This is a genomic window from Methylobacterium sp. D54C, assembly GCF_053345595.1.
Map to the genome: position 1 here is coordinate 41,041 of NZ_JBKFAK010000014.1, position 15,910 is coordinate 56,950.

The 15,910-nt window shown below is 69.6% G+C and carries 13 protein-coding genes, 1 tRNA gene and 1 pseudogene; 8 read left to right on the forward strand and 7 right to left on the reverse strand.

Translation table 11 applies throughout. From position 1 onward, the window contains the following. Positions 1-318 precede the first annotated feature (318 nt). Positions 319-1,494: an MFS transporter gene (locus ACLBYB_RS22360; protein WP_447700085.1), complete on the forward strand. Its 1,176-nt coding sequence runs from the start codon at positions 319-321 to the stop codon at positions 1,492-1,494. On the opposite strand, the gene cobD is transcribed toward ACLBYB_RS22360, so the two are convergent. Next, a complete protein-coding gene (gene cobD / locus ACLBYB_RS22365) occupies positions 1,487-2,521 on the reverse strand; it encodes a threonine-phosphate decarboxylase CobD (protein ID WP_447700086.1) in 1,035 nt (344 codons plus the stop codon). The two genes, ACLBYB_RS22360 and cobD, sit on opposite strands and share 8 nt — an antisense overlap. On the opposite strand from cobD, the gene cbiB reads away from it, so the two are divergent. Next, positions 2,513-3,508: an adenosylcobinamide-phosphate synthase CbiB gene (gene cbiB / locus ACLBYB_RS22370; protein WP_447700087.1), complete on the forward strand. Its 996-nt coding sequence runs from the start codon at positions 2,513-2,515 to the stop codon at positions 3,506-3,508. The two genes, cobD and cbiB, sit on opposite strands and share 9 nt — an antisense overlap. Positions 3,509-3,683: 175 nt before the next feature. Beyond that, positions 3,684-4,598 carry an NAD(P)-dependent oxidoreductase gene (locus ACLBYB_RS22375; RefSeq protein ID WP_447700088.1) on the forward strand — a complete coding sequence of 305 codons (915 nt, stop codon included), beginning with the start codon at positions 3,684-3,686 and terminating at the stop codon, positions 4,596-4,598. A gap of 41 nt (positions 4,599-4,639) precedes the next feature. On the opposite strand, the gene ACLBYB_RS22380 is transcribed toward ACLBYB_RS22375, so the two are convergent. The 5 genes from ACLBYB_RS22380 to cobU form a co-directional block, all read right to left on the reverse strand. After that, positions 4,640-4,816 (reverse strand): hypothetical protein, encoded by a 177-nt coding sequence (locus ACLBYB_RS22380; RefSeq protein ID WP_010687019.1) that lies wholly within the window; start codon positions 4,814-4,816, stop codon positions 4,640-4,642. A 101-nt stretch (positions 4,817-4,917) separates the two neighbouring features. Further along, positions 4,918-6,264, reverse strand: a complete 1,347-nt coding sequence (locus ACLBYB_RS22385; protein ID WP_447700089.1) for an MFS transporter — start codon at positions 6,262-6,264, stop codon at positions 4,918-4,920. Between the two features lie 78 nt (positions 6,265-6,342). Further along, positions 6,343-7,785: a cobyric acid synthase gene (locus ACLBYB_RS22390; RefSeq protein WP_447700090.1), complete on the reverse strand. Its 1,443-nt coding sequence runs from the start codon at positions 7,783-7,785 to the stop codon at positions 6,343-6,345. A 35-nt stretch (positions 7,786-7,820) separates the two neighbouring features. Further along, entirely contained in the window at positions 7,821-8,423 is a 603-nt protein-coding gene (gene cobO, locus ACLBYB_RS22395; RefSeq protein WP_447700091.1) for a cob(I)yrinic acid a,c-diamide adenosyltransferase, read from the reverse strand. Beyond that, entirely contained in the window at positions 8,420-8,962 is a 543-nt protein-coding gene (cobU, locus tag ACLBYB_RS22400; RefSeq protein WP_447700092.1) for a bifunctional adenosylcobinamide kinase/adenosylcobinamide-phosphate guanylyltransferase, read from the reverse strand. Before cobU ends, cobO begins: the two co-directional genes overlap by 4 nt. Positions 8,963-9,124: 162 nt before the next feature. On the opposite strand from cobU, the gene ACLBYB_RS22405 reads away from it, so the two are divergent. Next, positions 9,125-9,200: transfer RNA gene (locus ACLBYB_RS22405), tRNA-Glu, on the forward strand. 513 nt (positions 9,201-9,713) lie between these two features. Here ACLBYB_RS22405 and ACLBYB_RS22410 read toward each other — a convergent pair. Continuing rightward, positions 9,714-10,988: pseudogene (locus tag ACLBYB_RS22410) on the reverse strand (recombinase family protein); the annotation flags it as partial. 1,106 nt (positions 10,989-12,094) lie between these two features. On the opposite strand from ACLBYB_RS22410, the gene ACLBYB_RS22415 reads away from it, so the two are divergent. From ACLBYB_RS22415 to ACLBYB_RS22430, 4 genes are read left to right on the forward strand one after another with little or no spacing between them, the layout of a single operon-like run. Continuing rightward, positions 12,095-12,673, forward strand: a complete 579-nt coding sequence (locus ACLBYB_RS22415; RefSeq protein WP_447700093.1) for a hypothetical protein — start codon at positions 12,095-12,097, stop codon at positions 12,671-12,673. An 8-nt stretch (positions 12,674-12,681) separates the two neighbouring features. Beyond that, positions 12,682-14,061, forward strand: a complete 1,380-nt coding sequence (locus tag ACLBYB_RS22420; RefSeq protein WP_447700094.1) for a 7-cyano-7-deazaguanine synthase — start codon at positions 12,682-12,684, stop codon at positions 14,059-14,061. Beyond that, the gene (locus ACLBYB_RS22425) at positions 14,045-15,235 is read left to right on the forward strand and encodes a helix-turn-helix domain-containing protein (RefSeq protein ID WP_447700095.1); all 1,191 of its coding nucleotides are present in this window, start codon (positions 14,045-14,047) and stop codon (positions 15,233-15,235) included. The genes ACLBYB_RS22420 and ACLBYB_RS22425 overlap by 17 nt, the downstream gene beginning before the upstream one ends. Then, positions 15,210-15,860: a DNA-binding protein gene (locus ACLBYB_RS22430; RefSeq protein ID WP_447700096.1), complete on the forward strand. Its 651-nt coding sequence runs from the start codon at positions 15,210-15,212 to the stop codon at positions 15,858-15,860. The genes ACLBYB_RS22425 and ACLBYB_RS22430 overlap by 26 nt, the downstream gene beginning before the upstream one ends. The last annotated feature ends 50 nt before the right edge of the window (positions 15,861-15,910 follow it).

Below are 15,910 nucleotides of genomic sequence, written 5' to 3' on the forward strand. Positions count from 1 at the left end.
TGCGGCGGCCCGGCGCCGTTCGCACGGAACGAAACCGCCCTCTCGTTCGTAGTCCGGTCCGTAAACCTCGCGAGGCTCGGCGCCCGGCGCATCGGTCGCGGCGCCCGCCCGCATGCGGGCGGCGCCGGCTGCGTCTGTTGCATATGGTGCGCCGCCGGCTCCGGTGAAGGGGCCCGGGGCGTCCCGGCAGGGATGCATCGCCGCAGCTTGCCCGGCGGCGCGCTCCGCCCGTATCGCTCGCCGCTCCGATCGCCCTCCCCACACGGACCCGACCATGGCTCTCCCGCGGCGGCCCACCCGCCTGCCCCCGACCCGGCCGTGACCGCACCCCTCGACGCGAAGGCCCGGCTCGGCCTGACGCTGATCGCCGGCGGGGCCGTGGCCAACATCTACTACAACCAGCCGCTGCTCGGCCTGATCGTGGCCGAATTCGGCGACCGCGCCGCCCTGTGGGTGCCGACCACGGCCCTGGTCGGCTACGGGCTCGGCATCGTCGGGCTCGTGCCGCTCGGCGACGCCCTGCCGCGCCGCGCCCTGATCGTGGGGCAGTGCCTCGGCCTCGCCCTGGCCCTGCTCGCCGTGGGCCTCGCGCCGAACCTCGCCTGCCTCGCGCTCGCCCATCTGGTGGTCGGCGTGCTGTCCTGCGCGGCCCAGCAGGCGGTCCCGTTCGCGGCCGAGCTCGCCCCGGACGCGAGCCGCGGGCGGATCGTCGGCCAGGTCATGACCGGGCTCCTCACCGGCATCCTGCTCGCCCGCACGGCGAGCGGCTTCCTCGGGGCGCATCTCGGCTGGCGGCCTGTCTTCCTCGTCGCGTCCGTGGTGGCGCTCGCCATGGCGGGCATCGCGCGGGCCACCCTCCCCCACACGGTGCAGACGCACCCGCTGCGCTACCGCGCCCTGATGCTGTCGATCCTCCACCTCGCCCGCACGCAGCCGGTGCTGCGCACGGCGAGCCTGTCGCAGGCGCTGCTGTTCGCGGGCTTCAACGCCTTCTGGGCGACCCTGGCCCTGCTGGTCGAGGGGCCGCCCTTCGGCCTCACCGCCGCCGGGGCCGGGCTGTTCGGCGTAATCGGCGTCTGCGGGGCCTTCGTGGCGCCGATCTCGGGCCGCTTCACCGACCGGCGGGGGGCGAAGCCCGTCGTCCTCGGCGGCAGCCTGCTGGTCGCCCTGTCCTTCGTGGTGCTCTGGGCGGGGGGCACGTGGTCGCTCGCCGCGGTGGCGCTCGGCGTGCTGCTCATCGACATCGGCATGAACGGCGCGCTCATCGCCAACCAGACCCGCGCCTACGCGCTGGTCCCGGGCGCGCGGGGTCGCATCAACACCGTGCTGTTCACGACCCTGTTCGTGTTCGGGGCGCTCGGCGCCTATGCCGGCTCGCAGGCCTTCCTGCTCGTGGGCTGGCCGGGCGTCTGCGCGGTCGGCCTCGCCTTCTCGGCGCTGGCCGTGATCGTGGCGGCCCGCGACCCGCACCCGCCGGGGGCCCGGGCTACCTGAGCACCCGCGACAGCCGGCACCAGCCCGCCCTGTCGGGCGGCAGCCCGAAGCGCAGGCGCTCCGGCCGCCCGGCGAAGCGACGCACCGCGATCCCGGACGCCGCGAGCCGCCGGTAGAGGTCCGGCCCGTCGGGGAAATCGGCGGTCCGGAACAGGCAGGTGCCGCCGACGACCCGGCCGCCGGCCCGGGCGATCATCCGGTCGAGGCGGCCCGCATCCGCGGCCCGGGCGCGGGCGGCCTCAGCGCGCCAGCCCGCGTCCGACAGGGCCGCGCGCCCGATCGCCAGGGCCGGGCCCGACACCGCCCAGGGTCCGAGCGCCGCGGCGATCCGGGCCGCTGTGCCGGGCTCGGCGACCGCGAAGCCGAGGCGCAGGCCGGCGAGCCCGTAGGTCTTGCCGAAGGAGCGCAGCACCACGGTGCCCGGCGCCGAGTCCGGTGTGGCGACGTGCGGGCACAGGCTCTCCACCGGCTCGAGGTCGGCGAAGGCCTCGTCGGCGACCAGCAGGCCGCCGCGGGCACGCAGTGCCTCGGCCAGCGCCCGGCGCTCGTCCAGGGGATGGGTCCGCCCGTCCGGGTTGTTGGGATCGACGATCACCGCCACCCGGGCCTCGCCGAGGGCGTCGACGCCCGCGACCTCCGCCACCGCGTGCCCGGCCCGCGCCCAGGCGGCGGCGTGCTCGGCGTAGGTCGGCCCGAGAACCGCGACCCGGGTCGGGGCCATGAGCCGGGGCAGGGTCTCGATCAGGACCTGCGTGCCGGGCGCGGGCACGACGTGGTCGGCGTCCGGCGCGCCGTAGGCCGCGGCGGCGGCCTTCCGGAGCGCGCGGACCTCGGCGGCCTCGGGCAGGCGCGCCCAGGCGCTGGCCTCCAGCGCGGGCACGGGATAGGGGACCGGGTTGATCCCCGTCGAGAGGTCGAGCCAGGGCTCCGGCGCGTCGGGAAAGGCTTGTCGGAGCCCGCCGAGATCGCCGCCATGCGCGATCGGGGCGGCCTCACGCGCGGGAACGCTCCACACCGAATGGTCCATCTGCCCGGTACGTTCGCCGACACGCTCGCCGTCCTCGCCGTCGCCCTCGGGATCGAGGCGGCGGCCGGCTATCCCGACGCGCTCTACAGGGCAGCCGGTCACCCTGTCACCTGGATCGGCCGGCTGATTGCCGCCCTGGAGCGCGGCCTCAACCGCGGCTCGGCGCGCCGGCGGCGGGTCGCCGGCTGCCTCGCGCTGGCGCTGCTCCTCGCCGCGGTCGGCTCGGCCGCCCTCGCCGTCACGGCGCTGGCGGGGCTCGCCGGCCCCCTGCCCGCTCTGCTCCTCCTCGGCCTGCTCGGCGCGAGCCTGCCGGCGCAGCGCAGCCTGCACCAGCACGTCGCCGCCGTGGAGACGGCCCTGCGCGCGGGCGGCCTGGAGGCCGGGCGCAGGGCCGTGGCGATGATCGTGGGGCGCGACCCCGACCGCCTCGACGAGGCGGCTGTCTGCCGGGCCGCGATCGAGAGCCTGGCGGAGAACTTCTCCGACGGGATCGTGGCGCCGGCCTTCTGGATCGGCTGCCTCGGCCTGCCGGGGGGTGCCCTCTACAAGGCGGTCAACACCGCCGACAGCATGATCGGCCACCGCAGCCCGCGCTATGAGGCCTTCGGCTGGGCGGCGGCCCGGCTCGACGACGGCGTGAACCTGCCGGCCTCCCGGCTCGCGGGCCTGCTGATCGCCGGGGCGGCGGCCCTGCGCGGCGCCGACGCGCGCTGGGCGCTCCGGGCCATGGCCCGGGACGCGCGCCGGCACCGCTCGCCCAATGCCGGCTGGCCCGAATCCGCCATGGCGGGGGCGCTCGGCCTGCGGCTCGCGGGGCCGCGGGTCTACGACGGCGCCCTCGTCCCGGACGCCCATATGGGCGACGGCCGGGACGCCGCCACGGCCGACGACATCGCCCGGGCGCTGGCCCTCTACCGCACCGCCTGCTGGCTGCAGGGCGGGCTCGTGCTGGCGCTCCTCGCGCTCTGCCTGTCGCTCACCGGCTGAGCCGTCCTCGCGGAGGGAGCGAAGCGCGCCAGGGCCGCGCGACCTCTGAGATCGTGGCGCCGACGGGATCGCTTCGCTCCGCTCGCAGAGACGGCGGCAATTCCCGATCGGGCCTTGGCACGGCCCGCGCACCGGACGCATCGTGGCCGGACGGGGCTGGATGAGGGAGACGCCGATGCGTGCCGTGTTCGTGGATGCCAGCGAGACCCTGGCGGCGGTGGCCCGGCGGCTGCTGCAGCCGGACGATCCGCCCTTCGCGATCCACGCGGATCCCGGAATCGCGCCGCAGGACCTGCCCGCGATCCTCGACGGCGCCGAGACCGCGGTGATCGACCACACCGCCCTCCCCCTCGACGTGGCCCGGGCCTGCGCGGGCCTGAAGCACGTCGTGTTCCTCGGCACCGGCGCCCGCAGCTACATGGACCCGGAGGCGCTCCGGGACGCCCTCGGCGTCACCGTCCACACCATCAAGGGCTACGGCGACACGGCGGTCGCCGAGTGCGCCTTCGCGCTGATGTGGGCCGCCGCCCGCGGCCTGCCCGAGATGGACCGGGCGATGCGCGCCGGATCCTGGCTGCGCACCGAGGGGATCCAGCTCACCGGCAAGACCGTCGGCCTCGTCGGGTTCGGCGGGATCGCGGCCGAGATGGCGCGCCTCTGCCGGGGCGCGGGCATGCGGGTGCTCGCCTGGAACCGGACCCCGAAGACCCATCCCGGCGTCGACTTCGTCCCGCTCGACCGCCTGCTCGCCGAGAGCGACGTGGTCTCGCTCCACCTGCTCCTGACCGACGCGACGCGCGGCTTCCTGTCGGCCGCGCGGATCGCCGCGATGAAGCCCGGCGCGATGCTGATCAACACCGCCCGCGGGGCGGTGCTCGACGAGGACGCCCTGGTCGCGGCCCTGCGCACCGGCCACGTGGCGCGGGCCGGGCTCGACGTGTTCACCGTCGAGCCCCTGCCGCCGGATCACCCGCTGGCGCACCTGCCCAGCGTCACCCTGTCGGCGCACTCGGCGTTCCGCACGCCCGAGGCGAGCGACAACTTGATCGGCGCTGCCCTCGACCATTGCCGGCGGATCGCCGCCGGCTGACAGCTGCGCCGCGGGAGCGGCCGCCCCGGTGCTCGGCTCTCCTAGTGCTCGGTGCCCTGCATGTTCGGGCGCGGCTCGCCGCCGTGGTGGTGGATCACGCTGGAGCGCTCCGGGCTCCCCTTCGCGTCGGCGACCTGCTTCCTAGCCGCGGCGGCCAGGAACCAGATGCCGCCGAGCGTCCCGAAGGCGAGGATCATGAGCGGAAATCCCTGACTCATCGCGGTGCCCTCCTCGACGATGGCCCGCGGGCTTGCGGGTCTGCATCATCCTGCCGGTCACGCCGGCCTGAGGAAGGATAACGCACGAATCCGGACCGTGTTCAGGCCGGTCTCGCGGCCGTCGGCACCGCCCGCCGCGCCGCGTCGCGGCGCAGGGCGGAGAGCACCACGAACATGAGGCCCGCCCCCACGGCGAGGCAGGCGGCCAGGAACAGCATCGGCACGAGGTCGCTCTGGGTCTGGTCGCGGATGAACGGCACGGCGTTCTGGGCGACGAAGCCGCCGAGATTGCCGACCGAATTGATCGCCGCGATCCCGGCGGCCGCCGAGGCACCGCGCAGGAACGTCCCGGGTATCGACCAGAAGACCGGCTGGGCGGCGAAGGTCCCGGCCGCGGCCACGCACAGGCAGGCGAACTTCACGGCGTTGCCCGGCAGGACGACGGAGAGCGCGAGGCCCGCCGCCCCGACCAGCGCCGGCCCGACCACGTGCCAGGTCAGGGCGTTGCCCTGCGCCCCCGTGCGGGCGGCGTGGCGCGGCACCCACCACAGGGCGAAGGCCGTGGCGAGCCACGGGATGATGTTGAGGAAGCCGTTGGTGAGGTTCGAGACGCCGAAGCCCTTGACCACGGTGGGGAGCCAGTAGCCCAGGCCGTAGGCGGCGAGCGGCAGGGAGACGTAGACCCCGGCGAGCATCAGCACCCGCCGGTCGAGGAGCGCCGCGAACGGGTTGCCGTGGTCGACGTGGCCGCCGTCCTCGCGCTCGGCCCGGAGCGTGCGGGCGAGCCAGTCGCGCTGGGCCTGCGACAGCCAGGGGGCGGTCTCGGGGCCGTCCGGCAGGACGAACAGCACCACCGCGGCCATGAGGATCGCCGGCGCGCCGGTGGCCAGGAACACCCACTGCCAGCCCTGGAGGCCGAGGAGCCCGTCGAGGCCCAGCAGCGCGCCGCCGATCGCCGCACCGACCGCGTTGGCGATGGCGCTGGCGATCATGAACCAGCCGATCATCCGCGCCCGGTGCGCTTGCGGGAACCACAGGGTCAGGGCGAACAGCACGCCGGGGAAGAAGCCGGCCTCCGCGGCGCCGAGCAGGAAGCGCAGCACGTAGAACATCGCCGTGCCCTGGGTGAAGCCCAGCAGGACGGTGACGATCCCCCAGGTGATCATGATCCGGGCGAACCAGATCCGCGCGCCGACCCGCTCCAGGAAGACGTTGGCCGGCACCTCGAACAGGAAGTAGCCGAGGAAGAACAGCGAGGCCCCGAGCCCGTAGGCGGTCTCGGAGAGGCCGAGGCTGCCGACCATCTCCAGCTTGGCGTAGGAGACGTTCTGCCGGTCGATATAGGCGATCAGGTAGAGCAGGCCGAGGAGCGGCATCAGCCGCAGGGTCACGGTCCGGACGGTGCTCGCGGCGAGATCCTCCCCGGCGGGGGACGGCGTGGGCGGCATGGGGCGTTCCTCCGGGGGCGTGCGGCCCTTCGTGGCGGGGCCGGCATAACACAGAGTAATCCCTGGCCCGCGCCCCGCCTACCGGGCAAGCGCCAGGAGGCGGTCGCAGTCGACATGGGCCGCGATGTGTCGCGCGAGGCCGTCCAGCGCCGCCTCGACCCCGGCCTCGTAGCCGGCGCCCGCCGAGGCGGTGCCCAGGCGCGCGAGCCACGCCGCCCGCTGGGCGTCGTCGGCGAAGAGGCCGTGCACGTAGGTCCCGGCCACGCGCCCGTCCGCCGAGACCGCCCCGTCCGGGCGCCCGTCGGCGAGGCGCAGCAGCGGCCGGTCCGCGTCGGGGCCCGCGGTCGCGCCGATATGCATCTCGTAGCCGGCGAACGGCACGCCGTCGGGCAGGCTCGTGCCGGTGACGGCGGCGAGGCGCTTCTCCGGCGTCATGACGGTGTCGACGGCGAGGAGCCCGAGGCCCTCCACGGTGCGCGGCGCCCCCTCGATCCCGTGCGGATCGGCGAGGCTGTTGCCCAGCATCTGGTAGCCGCCGCACAGGCCGAGCACCCGGCCGCCCCGGCGGACATGGGCGCGCAGGTCGACGTCCCAGCCCTCCCGGCGGAAAGCCTCCAGGTCGTCGATCGTGGTCTTCGACCCCGGCAGCAGCACGAGGGCGGCCCCGGCGGGGATCGGCGTTCCGGGCCGGACCAGCACCACCGACACGTTCGGCTCCGCCCGCAGCGGGTCGAGATCGTCGAAATTGGCGATGCGCGGCAGCACCGGCACCGCCACCGTGACGGAGCCGGGCCCGCGCGGGTCCGAGCCGGCGAGGCCCAGCACGTCCTCGGCCGGCAGGCGCGCGGCGTCGGGGAAGTGCGGCACGAGGCCGAGCGCCGGCCAGCCGGTGCGCTCGGCGATCAGCCGCATCCCGTCGGCGAACAGGCTCGGATCGCCGCGGAACCGGTTGACGAGGAAGCCGGCGACCATCGCGGCGTCCTCCGGGTCGATCACGGCCTTCGTGCCGACGAGGCTCGCGATCACGCCGCCCCGGTCGATGTCGCCGACCAGCACCACCGGCGTGTCGGTGGCCCGGGCGAAGCCCATATTGGCGATGTCGCCCGCGCGCAGGTTTATTTCCGACGCCGAGCCCGCGCCTTCGACCAGAACCAAGTCAGCCTCGTCCGCGAGCTGGGAGAAGCTGTCGAGGACGGCGGACATCAGCCGGGGCTTCCAGGCCTGGTAGTCGCGCGCCTTCACGGTGGCGACCATCCGGCCCTGCACCACCACCTGGGAGCCGACCTCGCTCTGCGGCTTCAGCAGCACGGGGTTCATGTGCACGGAGGGCGCCACCCGGGCGGCGCGGGCCTGGAGCGCCTGCGCCCGGCCGATCTCGCCGTCGTCGGCGGTGACGGCGGCGTTGTTCGACATGTTCTGCGGCTTGAACGGCCGGACCCTCAGGCCCCGCTCCGTGAAGGCGCGCGCCAGCCCCGCCACGATCAGGGACTTGCCGACATCGGAGCCGGTGCCCTGGATCATCAGGGCCTTCCTGGGCGCCGTCGCGCGCGGCGGGCTCAGAACTCGATCCCTTCCTGCGCCTTCACGCCGGCGGCGAAGTGGTGCTTGACGCTGCCCATCTCGGTGACGAGGTCGGCGGCCTCGATCAGGGCGGGCTTGGCGTTGCGGCCGGTGACGACGACGTGCAGGTCCGGCCGGCGCGCGCGCAGGGCGGCCAGCACCGCGTCGAGGTCGAGATAGTCGTAGCGCAGCGCGATGTTGAGCTCGTCGAGGACGAGCAGGCGGATCGCGGGATCGGCCATCAGGCCCTCGGCGACCGCCCAGGCGTGGCGGCAGGCGGCGATGTCGCGCGCCTTGTCCTGGGTCTCCCAGGTGAATCCCTCCCCGAGGGTGTGCCACACGACCCTCTCGCCGAAGGCCGCCACGGCGTGGCGCTCGCCGGTGTCCCAGCCGCCCTTGATGAACTGCACCATGCCGACCCGCCAGCCGCGGCCGAGCGCCCGCAGCATCAGCCCCAGGGCCGCCGTGCTCTTGCCCTTGCCGGGGCCGGTATGGACGAGGAGCAGGCCCTTCTCGAGGGTTTTCCCCGCGACCTCGGCGTCCTGGACGGCCTTGCGCTTCTCCATCTTCTCGCGGTGGCGCGCGGCGTCGTCGCTCATGCGGAGGCTCCTGTCTCAGAGGTTCGCGGCTTCACGACCAGCGGCAGGCCGGCCACGGTCAGGACGACCCGGTCGGCCCGCGCGGCGAGCTGCTGGTGGAGGCGGCCGGCGGCGTCGCGGAATCGCCGGGCGAGGGCGTTGTCGGGGACGATCCCGAGCCCGACCTCGTTGCCGACCAGCACGAGCGGGCCCGGGACGTCGGCGCAGGCGGCGAGGAGCCGCGCCGACGCCTCCGCCACGTCCGCCTCCGCCAGGATCAGGTTGGTGAGCCAGAGCGTGAGGCAGTCGACCAGGACCGGTCCCTCGGCCTCGGCGACCGCCTCCGGCAGCGCGAGCGGCACGTCGCGGGTGCGCCAAGTGCCGCCGCGCCGCGCGCGGTGCTGGGCGATGCGGTCGACCATCTCGTCGTCGAAGGCCTGGGCGGTGGCGAGATAGAGCCACGGGCCGGGGCAGGCTTCGATCAGCCCCTCCGCGTAGGCGCTCTTGCCGGACCGCGCCCCGCCGAGGACGAGGGTCATGCGAGGGGTGGGCTGGGGCATGGCTCTCCATCGCCCCAACCCGGTGCGCGGTCAAACCCAGGACCGACAGAGTCAGGGTCTGTGACCTCAGGACCTGCAAACTCGGGACCTGTGGCACCTGTGCCGCGCCTGGACGGTTGCCGGGCGTCTCCGGTCCGACTATAGAACCCCGGCCCAGCCAGAGCGCCCTTCGTCTAGCGGTCCAGGACGTCGCCCTTTCACGGCGAAAACACGGGTTCGATTCCCGTAGGGCGCGCCACTTGCGTACAGAACTGCGAACACCGGGCACGGCTGTGCCGTCTGCGCCGGTGAGGGCGGTTTCCAGGCTCTCCTTGTCGCCGATGATGCGGATCATATCCGCGCCGACCTCGATCCGGTCGACGATCGCCTGAAGCCACGCCTTCCGGAACGGGACCTCGCCCGACGACACCTTCTCGCGCATCAGCCGCCCGAAGCGCTCGATCAGCTCAGGTCCGATCTCGGATGGGCTCGGACCGGCCTCGCGCATCCGCGCAAGGGCGGCCTTCGCCAGATCTCGCTTGGCCCGCAACGCCAAGAGCCGCTCTTTCAGCAGATCGTCCGGCTCGTCCTCGCCGTCCTCGACAAGCCGGTAGAGCCGCCGCAGCTTCTCTTCCGCTGCCGCGAGTTCGCCGCGTAGCGCAGTTCCCCGAACATCGACCTCCGCTGCCCGCTCGGCCCTCAGCGCCCAGAGCGATGCCAGCGTCGCCCGCAGGCGGTCGGGCTGCAGCAGTTCAGTCACAAGGTGGTCCGTGACGAGCGTGTCGAGCGTTGCCATCCGGATCGACCGGCCCGAGCAGCCCGTCGCACCCTGACGTCCCTTGGTCGAGCAGCTGTAGTAGCTGTGCACCTTCTTCGATTTCGAGGTGCCGGTCCGAAGCGTCATCGCGCCACCGCAGGTCGTGCAGGTCGCAAGTCCAGTGAGCAGGATCGGGCCCGACACCACACGCGCCGGCGTGACGCGCGGATTGTGCGCCTTGAGCGTCGCCTGCACGGCCTCGAACACATCCAGCGCGATGATCGGCGGCACCGCAACGGCGATGTGCTCTGCCTTCGGCTTCTCCTGCCCCGTCTTCGAGCAGCGCTTGTTGAAGCCCCATTCACCCACATAGATTCGATTCGTCAGGATCCGGTGGATCGTTGCCACGCCGAAGCGGGCGCCGGCCCGCGTACGGTAGCCCCGTTCGTTCAAGTGGCAGCAAATCGCCTTCACTCCGAGAGGGCCGGATTGCCCATCGCCGTGCCGGTAGAGCCGGAAGATCAGCCGAACCGTCTCCGCCTCGACCGGATCGACGATCGTCCGCTTCTTCATCCGGCTGCCGCGCCGCTCCACCTCCTCGAGTGTGTAGCCGAGGGGCAGATTGGATCCGTTGTAGAAGCCCTGACGCGCATTCTCGTTCATCGCGCGCTGGACGTGCTTGCTATTCTCGAGGCTGCTGTACTCGTCGAAGAGCGCGAACATCTGGCGCATCATCTCGGCAGCGGGATCATCGCCGAGTTCCTGGGTGATCGAGACGAGCCGCACCCCGACCTTGGCAAGGCGACGCACATACATCTCCAGCCCGAGCGCGTCGCGGAAGAAGCGGGAGAGCGAGTGCACCACGATGACGTCATAGGGGCGGTCGCCGTCCTCGGCCCGGGTGATCATGGCCTGGAAGGCGGGGCGGTTATCGTCGAGGGCGGAGGCTCCGGGTTCGACATGCTCGGCGATGACGGGCCAGCTATGGGCGGCGCAGTAGGCCTGCACGGACTTGCGCTGATCGGGGATGGAGAGGTCGCTCTCGGCCTGCCGGCCAGTGGAGACGCGCAGGTACAGGCAGGCGCGCAGCTGGCCGTCGCGGGCAGGCAGCGAGCCGTTCGAGCGCTTGATCAGTTTCATGGTTTGAGCCTCGCAGACGGTCGCGGCAGGGTGAGTCTGTGATGGTAAGAGGCAAAGCCGGGATGCGTCGCGATCCACAGGCCTGTCGTCGCGCTGTGTGCGGGCGAGACTTCGGCCGGCAGGGTCTGGGGGGGGGGGCGCGCACCTCATCGCAACAGATCGCGCAAGAGGGCGTCGATCTCGGCGCCGAGGAAGGTCTCAAGCACATCGAGCTCGGCCCGTGAGACGGGCAGCGGGCGCAGGAGATCGTCCACGACCTGAGGCGGATCAGGCTCGCGTCGGGGCATGCGTCCGCGTTTACGCTGCGGGGACAGCGGCGCAGGCACATCGGTGCTGGAGTAGGCTCCCCGACCTTTGACAGGTGCTCCGGCGGCCGGGGACTTCAGCGATGTCTTGGCGCCGGCTGCCGCGCCCGATGTCATCCGTGCCGGCGTCGATGCACCTGGGGTGCACGCCACCGGCGGAGCGGAGGGTCGATACACCACGAAGCACGTGAGGTCCCACGCCGACCGGCAGCCTACGCGTCCGAGGCTGGCCGCCGGCCAGCGTGGGGCAGTTTCTTCACCTTCCCCGGCGCGACACGACGCGTTCGCTCGAGCGCGAACCGCTGTGTACGGCTAAGATTCCTGGAAACGCGGGCGAGCGCAAGCCGTCTGTTGAGCTTGAAGAGAGCCGCAGCGGCTGAGCCGGCTCAAGCCGGGCCGGCTTTGCTATTGCCGGGTCGCCCAGCGCAGAGGGCCAGCGCTCTGCGGATCCGCCAGTCCGCGGGTGAGTAGCCAGGATTCTCAGCCAAAACCGAAAGGGTACGACATCAAGGGGTTACACCCTCGATCACCTGTCTTGATCGGCATCGGACCTGGGGAATGGACCATCAGAGTGGACCCTGGTCAACACTCCGCTTGAAATGCTCCACAGCCTAGAGAAATGGCGTCGGACTTGTCAGTCGCCAGAGGCGCAAGCTGGCGGTCTACCTGGAAACGGACGTTCCGCTTTCGACCCGACTCAGTCACTCGTCGCTGCTGCTGTGCGCCAGGAGCAGACATCCGCTCATCGCCCGACAACACACGTTCCGTTTACCCTAGATCGGCCCTCGGTAAGATCGCGACATTCGGCCGACATCCCCGGTGCTGATACCGCGGTGAGATCGCCGATCACCATAGCACCCCGGCATCGGCGCATCTCGCATGTCAGGTTTTTTAGAACCTTTGTTGACAATGTCAGAATACGCCCACATACTCCTAGATGCGGAGGCGCCCATGACTGATGGTCCGTTCAAGAATCTGAAGCTTGGGAACTGCTGGAAGCGGCTCGCTGAAGCAGTGCAGAACGACGCCGCGTCTTTAGTGGAATGCGGCCCGGTTGCATGTGATGCGCTTACCCGCCACCTCGTCACCAAGGAACACGTCAAAGCGCTACAAGCAATCGACGCGTATATCGGTCAGGTCCAGCTCGAACTCGATCCGCTTGGGTCCGTCGAAGCCATATTTGATCGGTGCGAGCGGACACCCTTCCTGAACGCGCTTCAGAAGGAATTCTTGTATCGGGCCGCCAATGATATGCCGCTCGCCAATGCGCACGTGTTCGCGGTCGCCGCCGCCATTAAAACGCAGATCGGCGAAACTCGGAATCGCTTTCACGAAGAGTGTATCCGGGCGCAAGAAGACGGCGAGATGAGCCGAGAGGCGGGAGACCGGGCGCGACAAAAAATAGATGCCGCCTTCGACGCGGTGGATGGCGACAAGGTATGTCACGCACTGCTGGAGGGCAAGAATAACGCCTTCGAGAAGGACTTGGGAAGAAGCGATGACGTCGACGAAGGGATGGTCCGGTTGTGAATACGCGTGTGACCAGCCCTGAGCATTACGGCTTGGCTCTACGGGTTGTCGAGCGAGGTCGAAGGCATGATCGACGTTATCCGGATTCAACGGCAATCGCTGAAATCGGTCAGGATATCACGTTCGTCCCGGACGCGCTGGACACCTACAACTACGAGGGCTGGAAGCCGATCCACCACGATCTGCTGGTCATTAGCGCTGCGGTTGAATACGCCGACCGCAGCACCGCCCGGCGGATCAGCCGGTGGGCGCGCGATTTCGAAATCACCGTGCCGGTCGTCGAGGTGACGACGTGGCAGCGGCAGGCAGTCCAAGACGGTCTTCGGGCGGCGTTGCGGCACCTCACGGGCGACGAGTGGCAATTCACCTTCGTTCCGTGGCAGGGCAGCAGTGATCTCGGGGCACGGCAGCGGTCGCTTCCGTTCGGCACGAAGCGTCGCTTTGTCATCGCCTATAGTGACGGACTGGATTCCCGCTGCGTTGCACAGCTTCTCGGGAATGGGAGCGACGCCGTATGCGTGCGGGTGACCAAAAACCACCATACCACGAAATCGGGCGACGAACCTTTTGATCAAATCCCGTTTCGGGTCGACGTGTTGTCACCGCGGGAAAGCAGCGTGCGCTCTCGCGGCTTCAAGTTCGCGGCCGTGACGGCCATCGCCGCGCACCTAAGTGGGCTGAATAGAATTGTGGTCCCCGAAAGCGGCCAAGGTGCGCTCGGCCCGGTGCTCCTGCCCCTGCACAACGTGTATGCCGACTACCGCAACCACCCGACGTACTTCCGGAAGATGGAACGATTTATAAAGGCGCTACTCGAACATGAGGTCCGTTATGAGCAACCGCGCCTCTGGAACACCAAGGGAGAAACTATTTCGGCGTTCCGGCTTGCGACCAACAAAGCGGTCGATGAGCTTTTCGAGACCCGCTCTTGCTGGCAGCAGCGGTGGAATGCGAAGATGGACGGACAGCTGCGGCAATGCGGGCTGTGCGCCGCCTGTCTCCTTCGTCGGATGAGCATGCATGCTGCCGGTATAGCCGAGCCGAGCCACACCTACGTCGTCGCCGATCTAAAAGTGTCCTCATTTCGAGATGCACTTCCTGGAGAGAACAAAGTCCGCCTGAGCCGATCTATGTCCGAATACGGCAGCGTTGGCGCTCGGCACCTCCAGCAGCTCGCCGACATGGCGGAGCTGCCCGATGCGGATTTGATGGTTCATGCCTTCGAAATCGAGCGCGCGACGGGAGAGCCACGGGAATTGGTTTCTCAACAACTCAGGAACATGTTGCTGACCCACGCGAAAGAATGGCGCGCCTTCATGGCAGTGCAGGGAGAAAAAAGTTTCCTCAGAGGCTGGACGAACGGAGGGCGTCATGGCCGATGTGAATGAACTGAGCGCACAAGAGATCGGTCGGCGTCTGCGCTTGGCCCGAGAAAACGCGTGCATTCGTCAGGATCAGGCGGCCGAGGTCATCGGAATGTCGCGCCCGACTCTCGTGTCCCTAGAGAAGGGCACGCGGCGGGTGCGGATCCAAGAGTTGCAGCTTCTCGCTCGGCACTACGGCGTTTCCGTCAATGCTCTTCTACGTCGAGAGGCGGTGCACACTGACCTAGTGCCCCGATTCCGTAAGTTGCGGGAAGCGGAGGACGATCATACGCGGGAAGCCGTCGAGCTTCTCAATGGTTTGGTGAAGGCTGAGGTGGAGCTCGAAAACGTCCTCGGCATCGAGCGGCGGCGGCAGTACCCGCCGGAGAAAGGCATCAGCCAGGGCGACGTGGGCGAGCTGGCTGAAAAGCACGCGCAAGAGTTGCGCGACTGGCTCGGGCTGGGCGGAGGTTCAATCGCCGACATCTTCTCGGTCGTTGAGCTCGATCTTGGCATCCGGCTCTACCAGCGACGACTATCCACTAAGTCAAAAATTGCGGGGGTGTTCGCCTACGACGACACCGTCGGCGCCTGCATTCTCCTGAACGCTAATCATCCCTTGGAGCGGCGCATTCAGTCCGCCGCGCATGAAATCGGGCATTTCGTCGGGACGCGCCGCGTTCCCGAGGTTCTGGAACAAGATGAGCAGTTTCTGTCGCGTGACGAGCGCTATGCGAATGCCTTCGGTCGCGCCTTCCTGACGCCACGCAGGAGCTTCTCGGAGAGCTTCAAGCAGCTCACGGCCGGCGCGGACATGCTCACCCGTCGGCACATTATCTTGCTGGCCCACCAGTATAATTTATCCCGCGAGGCATGCGTGCGCCGCCTTGAGGAGCTGGAGCTCCTGAAAAAAGGAACGTGGGAATGGCTAAATACAAAGGGCGGGATCAAAAATTACCACGCGCGTGAGGTGCTGGGAGACGCCGCAGAGCGGCTTGATACGGCCAAGCCCGACGCTAATCGGCCCGTCCCGCATAGGCTGAGCCTCATGGCGCACGCGGCGTGGAAACGAGGGATAATGTCGGAAGCGCAGCTGGCCGAGCTGCTTATGATGCGCCGCTTGGAGGTGCGCGAGTTAATTGACCAGATTGAGCTTGAGGAAAACGTGACGGATGACCTTCTCAAGCTCCCTAGCTAAAGATCGGAGACCGCTGGTCCTCGACACGAGTGTCCTAATAAATCTGCACGCCTCCAACTACGGCGAGCGCGTGCTTACGGCCATCACGAATGAGATCATTGTCCCTGACATCGTGGCTGAGGAACTGGAGCACGAGACGAGCCGGAAGAACGGGGAACACAGTTTTCTGGGCGATCTCACTGCGCGCGGCCTGGTGACCGTCGTCGGCATGACTGACGCGGAGTATGAGTTGTTTGCTACTTTGTCCGGCGGCTCCCCTTCTTTGGATGACGGGGAGGCTGCTACCGTCGCTATCGCGGTGCATCGAGTTTTCCGCGCCGTCGTCGATGAACGAAAGGGCCGCGCGCAGGCAGTTGCGCTCATGAATGGCGAGGAACCCGGCTGGTCGCTCAATCTTCTGCGGCATCCCAGCGTTGTGCGAAGCCTAGGCGAGCGCTTGGCCGCTGACGTCGTCTATTCGGCATTGCGGCACGGTCGTATGCGCATCCCGGCGCAGTGCGTCGACGAAGTCGTGGCTTTGATCGGGCGAGAACGTGCCCTTGAATGCACTTGCCTGCCAAACTTCAAAAATTTGCTGCGGGATGCGTCGATTTCTGTGCCGCCGCTAGTGCGGCCACTTCGGTAAGAACGGCGCGAGTCTGAGTAGGCCGCGCCATGCCTGCAAGCCGCACATAT

Coding starts and splice junctions, on each gene's coding strand:
- ACLBYB_RS22430 (WP_447700096.1), top strand. CDS start 15,210: ATGACCTTCTCAAGCTCCCTAGCTAAAGATCGGAGACCGCTGGTCCTC.
- ACLBYB_RS22390 (WP_447700090.1), bottom strand. CDS start 7,785: ATGATCCAGGGCACCGGCTCCGATGTCGGCAAGTCCCTGATCGTGGCG.
- ACLBYB_RS22380 (WP_010687019.1), bottom strand. CDS start 4,816: ATGAGTCAGGGATTTCCGCTCATGATCCTCGCCTTCGGGACGCTCGGC.
- cobO (WP_447700091.1), bottom strand. CDS start 8,423: ATGAGCGACGACGCCGCGCGCCACCGCGAGAAGATGGAGAAGCGCAAG.
- ACLBYB_RS22415 (WP_447700093.1), top strand. CDS start 12,095: ATGACTGATGGTCCGTTCAAGAATCTGAAGCTTGGGAACTGCTGGAAG.
- ACLBYB_RS22385 (WP_447700089.1), bottom strand. CDS start 6,264: ATGCCGCCCACGCCGTCCCCCGCCGGGGAGGATCTCGCCGCGAGCACC.
- cobD (WP_447700086.1), bottom strand. CDS start 2,521: ATGGACCATTCGGTGTGGAGCGTTCCCGCGCGTGAGGCCGCCCCGATC.
- ACLBYB_RS22375 (WP_447700088.1), top strand. CDS start 3,684: ATGCGTGCCGTGTTCGTGGATGCCAGCGAGACCCTGGCGGCGGTGGCC.
- cbiB (WP_447700087.1), top strand. CDS start 2,513: ATGGTCCATCTGCCCGGTACGTTCGCCGACACGCTCGCCGTCCTCGCC.
- ACLBYB_RS22425 (WP_447700095.1), top strand. CDS start 14,045: ATGGCCGATGTGAATGAACTGAGCGCACAAGAGATCGGTCGGCGTCTG.
- cobU (WP_447700092.1), bottom strand. CDS start 8,962: ATGCCCCAGCCCACCCCTCGCATGACCCTCGTCCTCGGCGGGGCGCGG.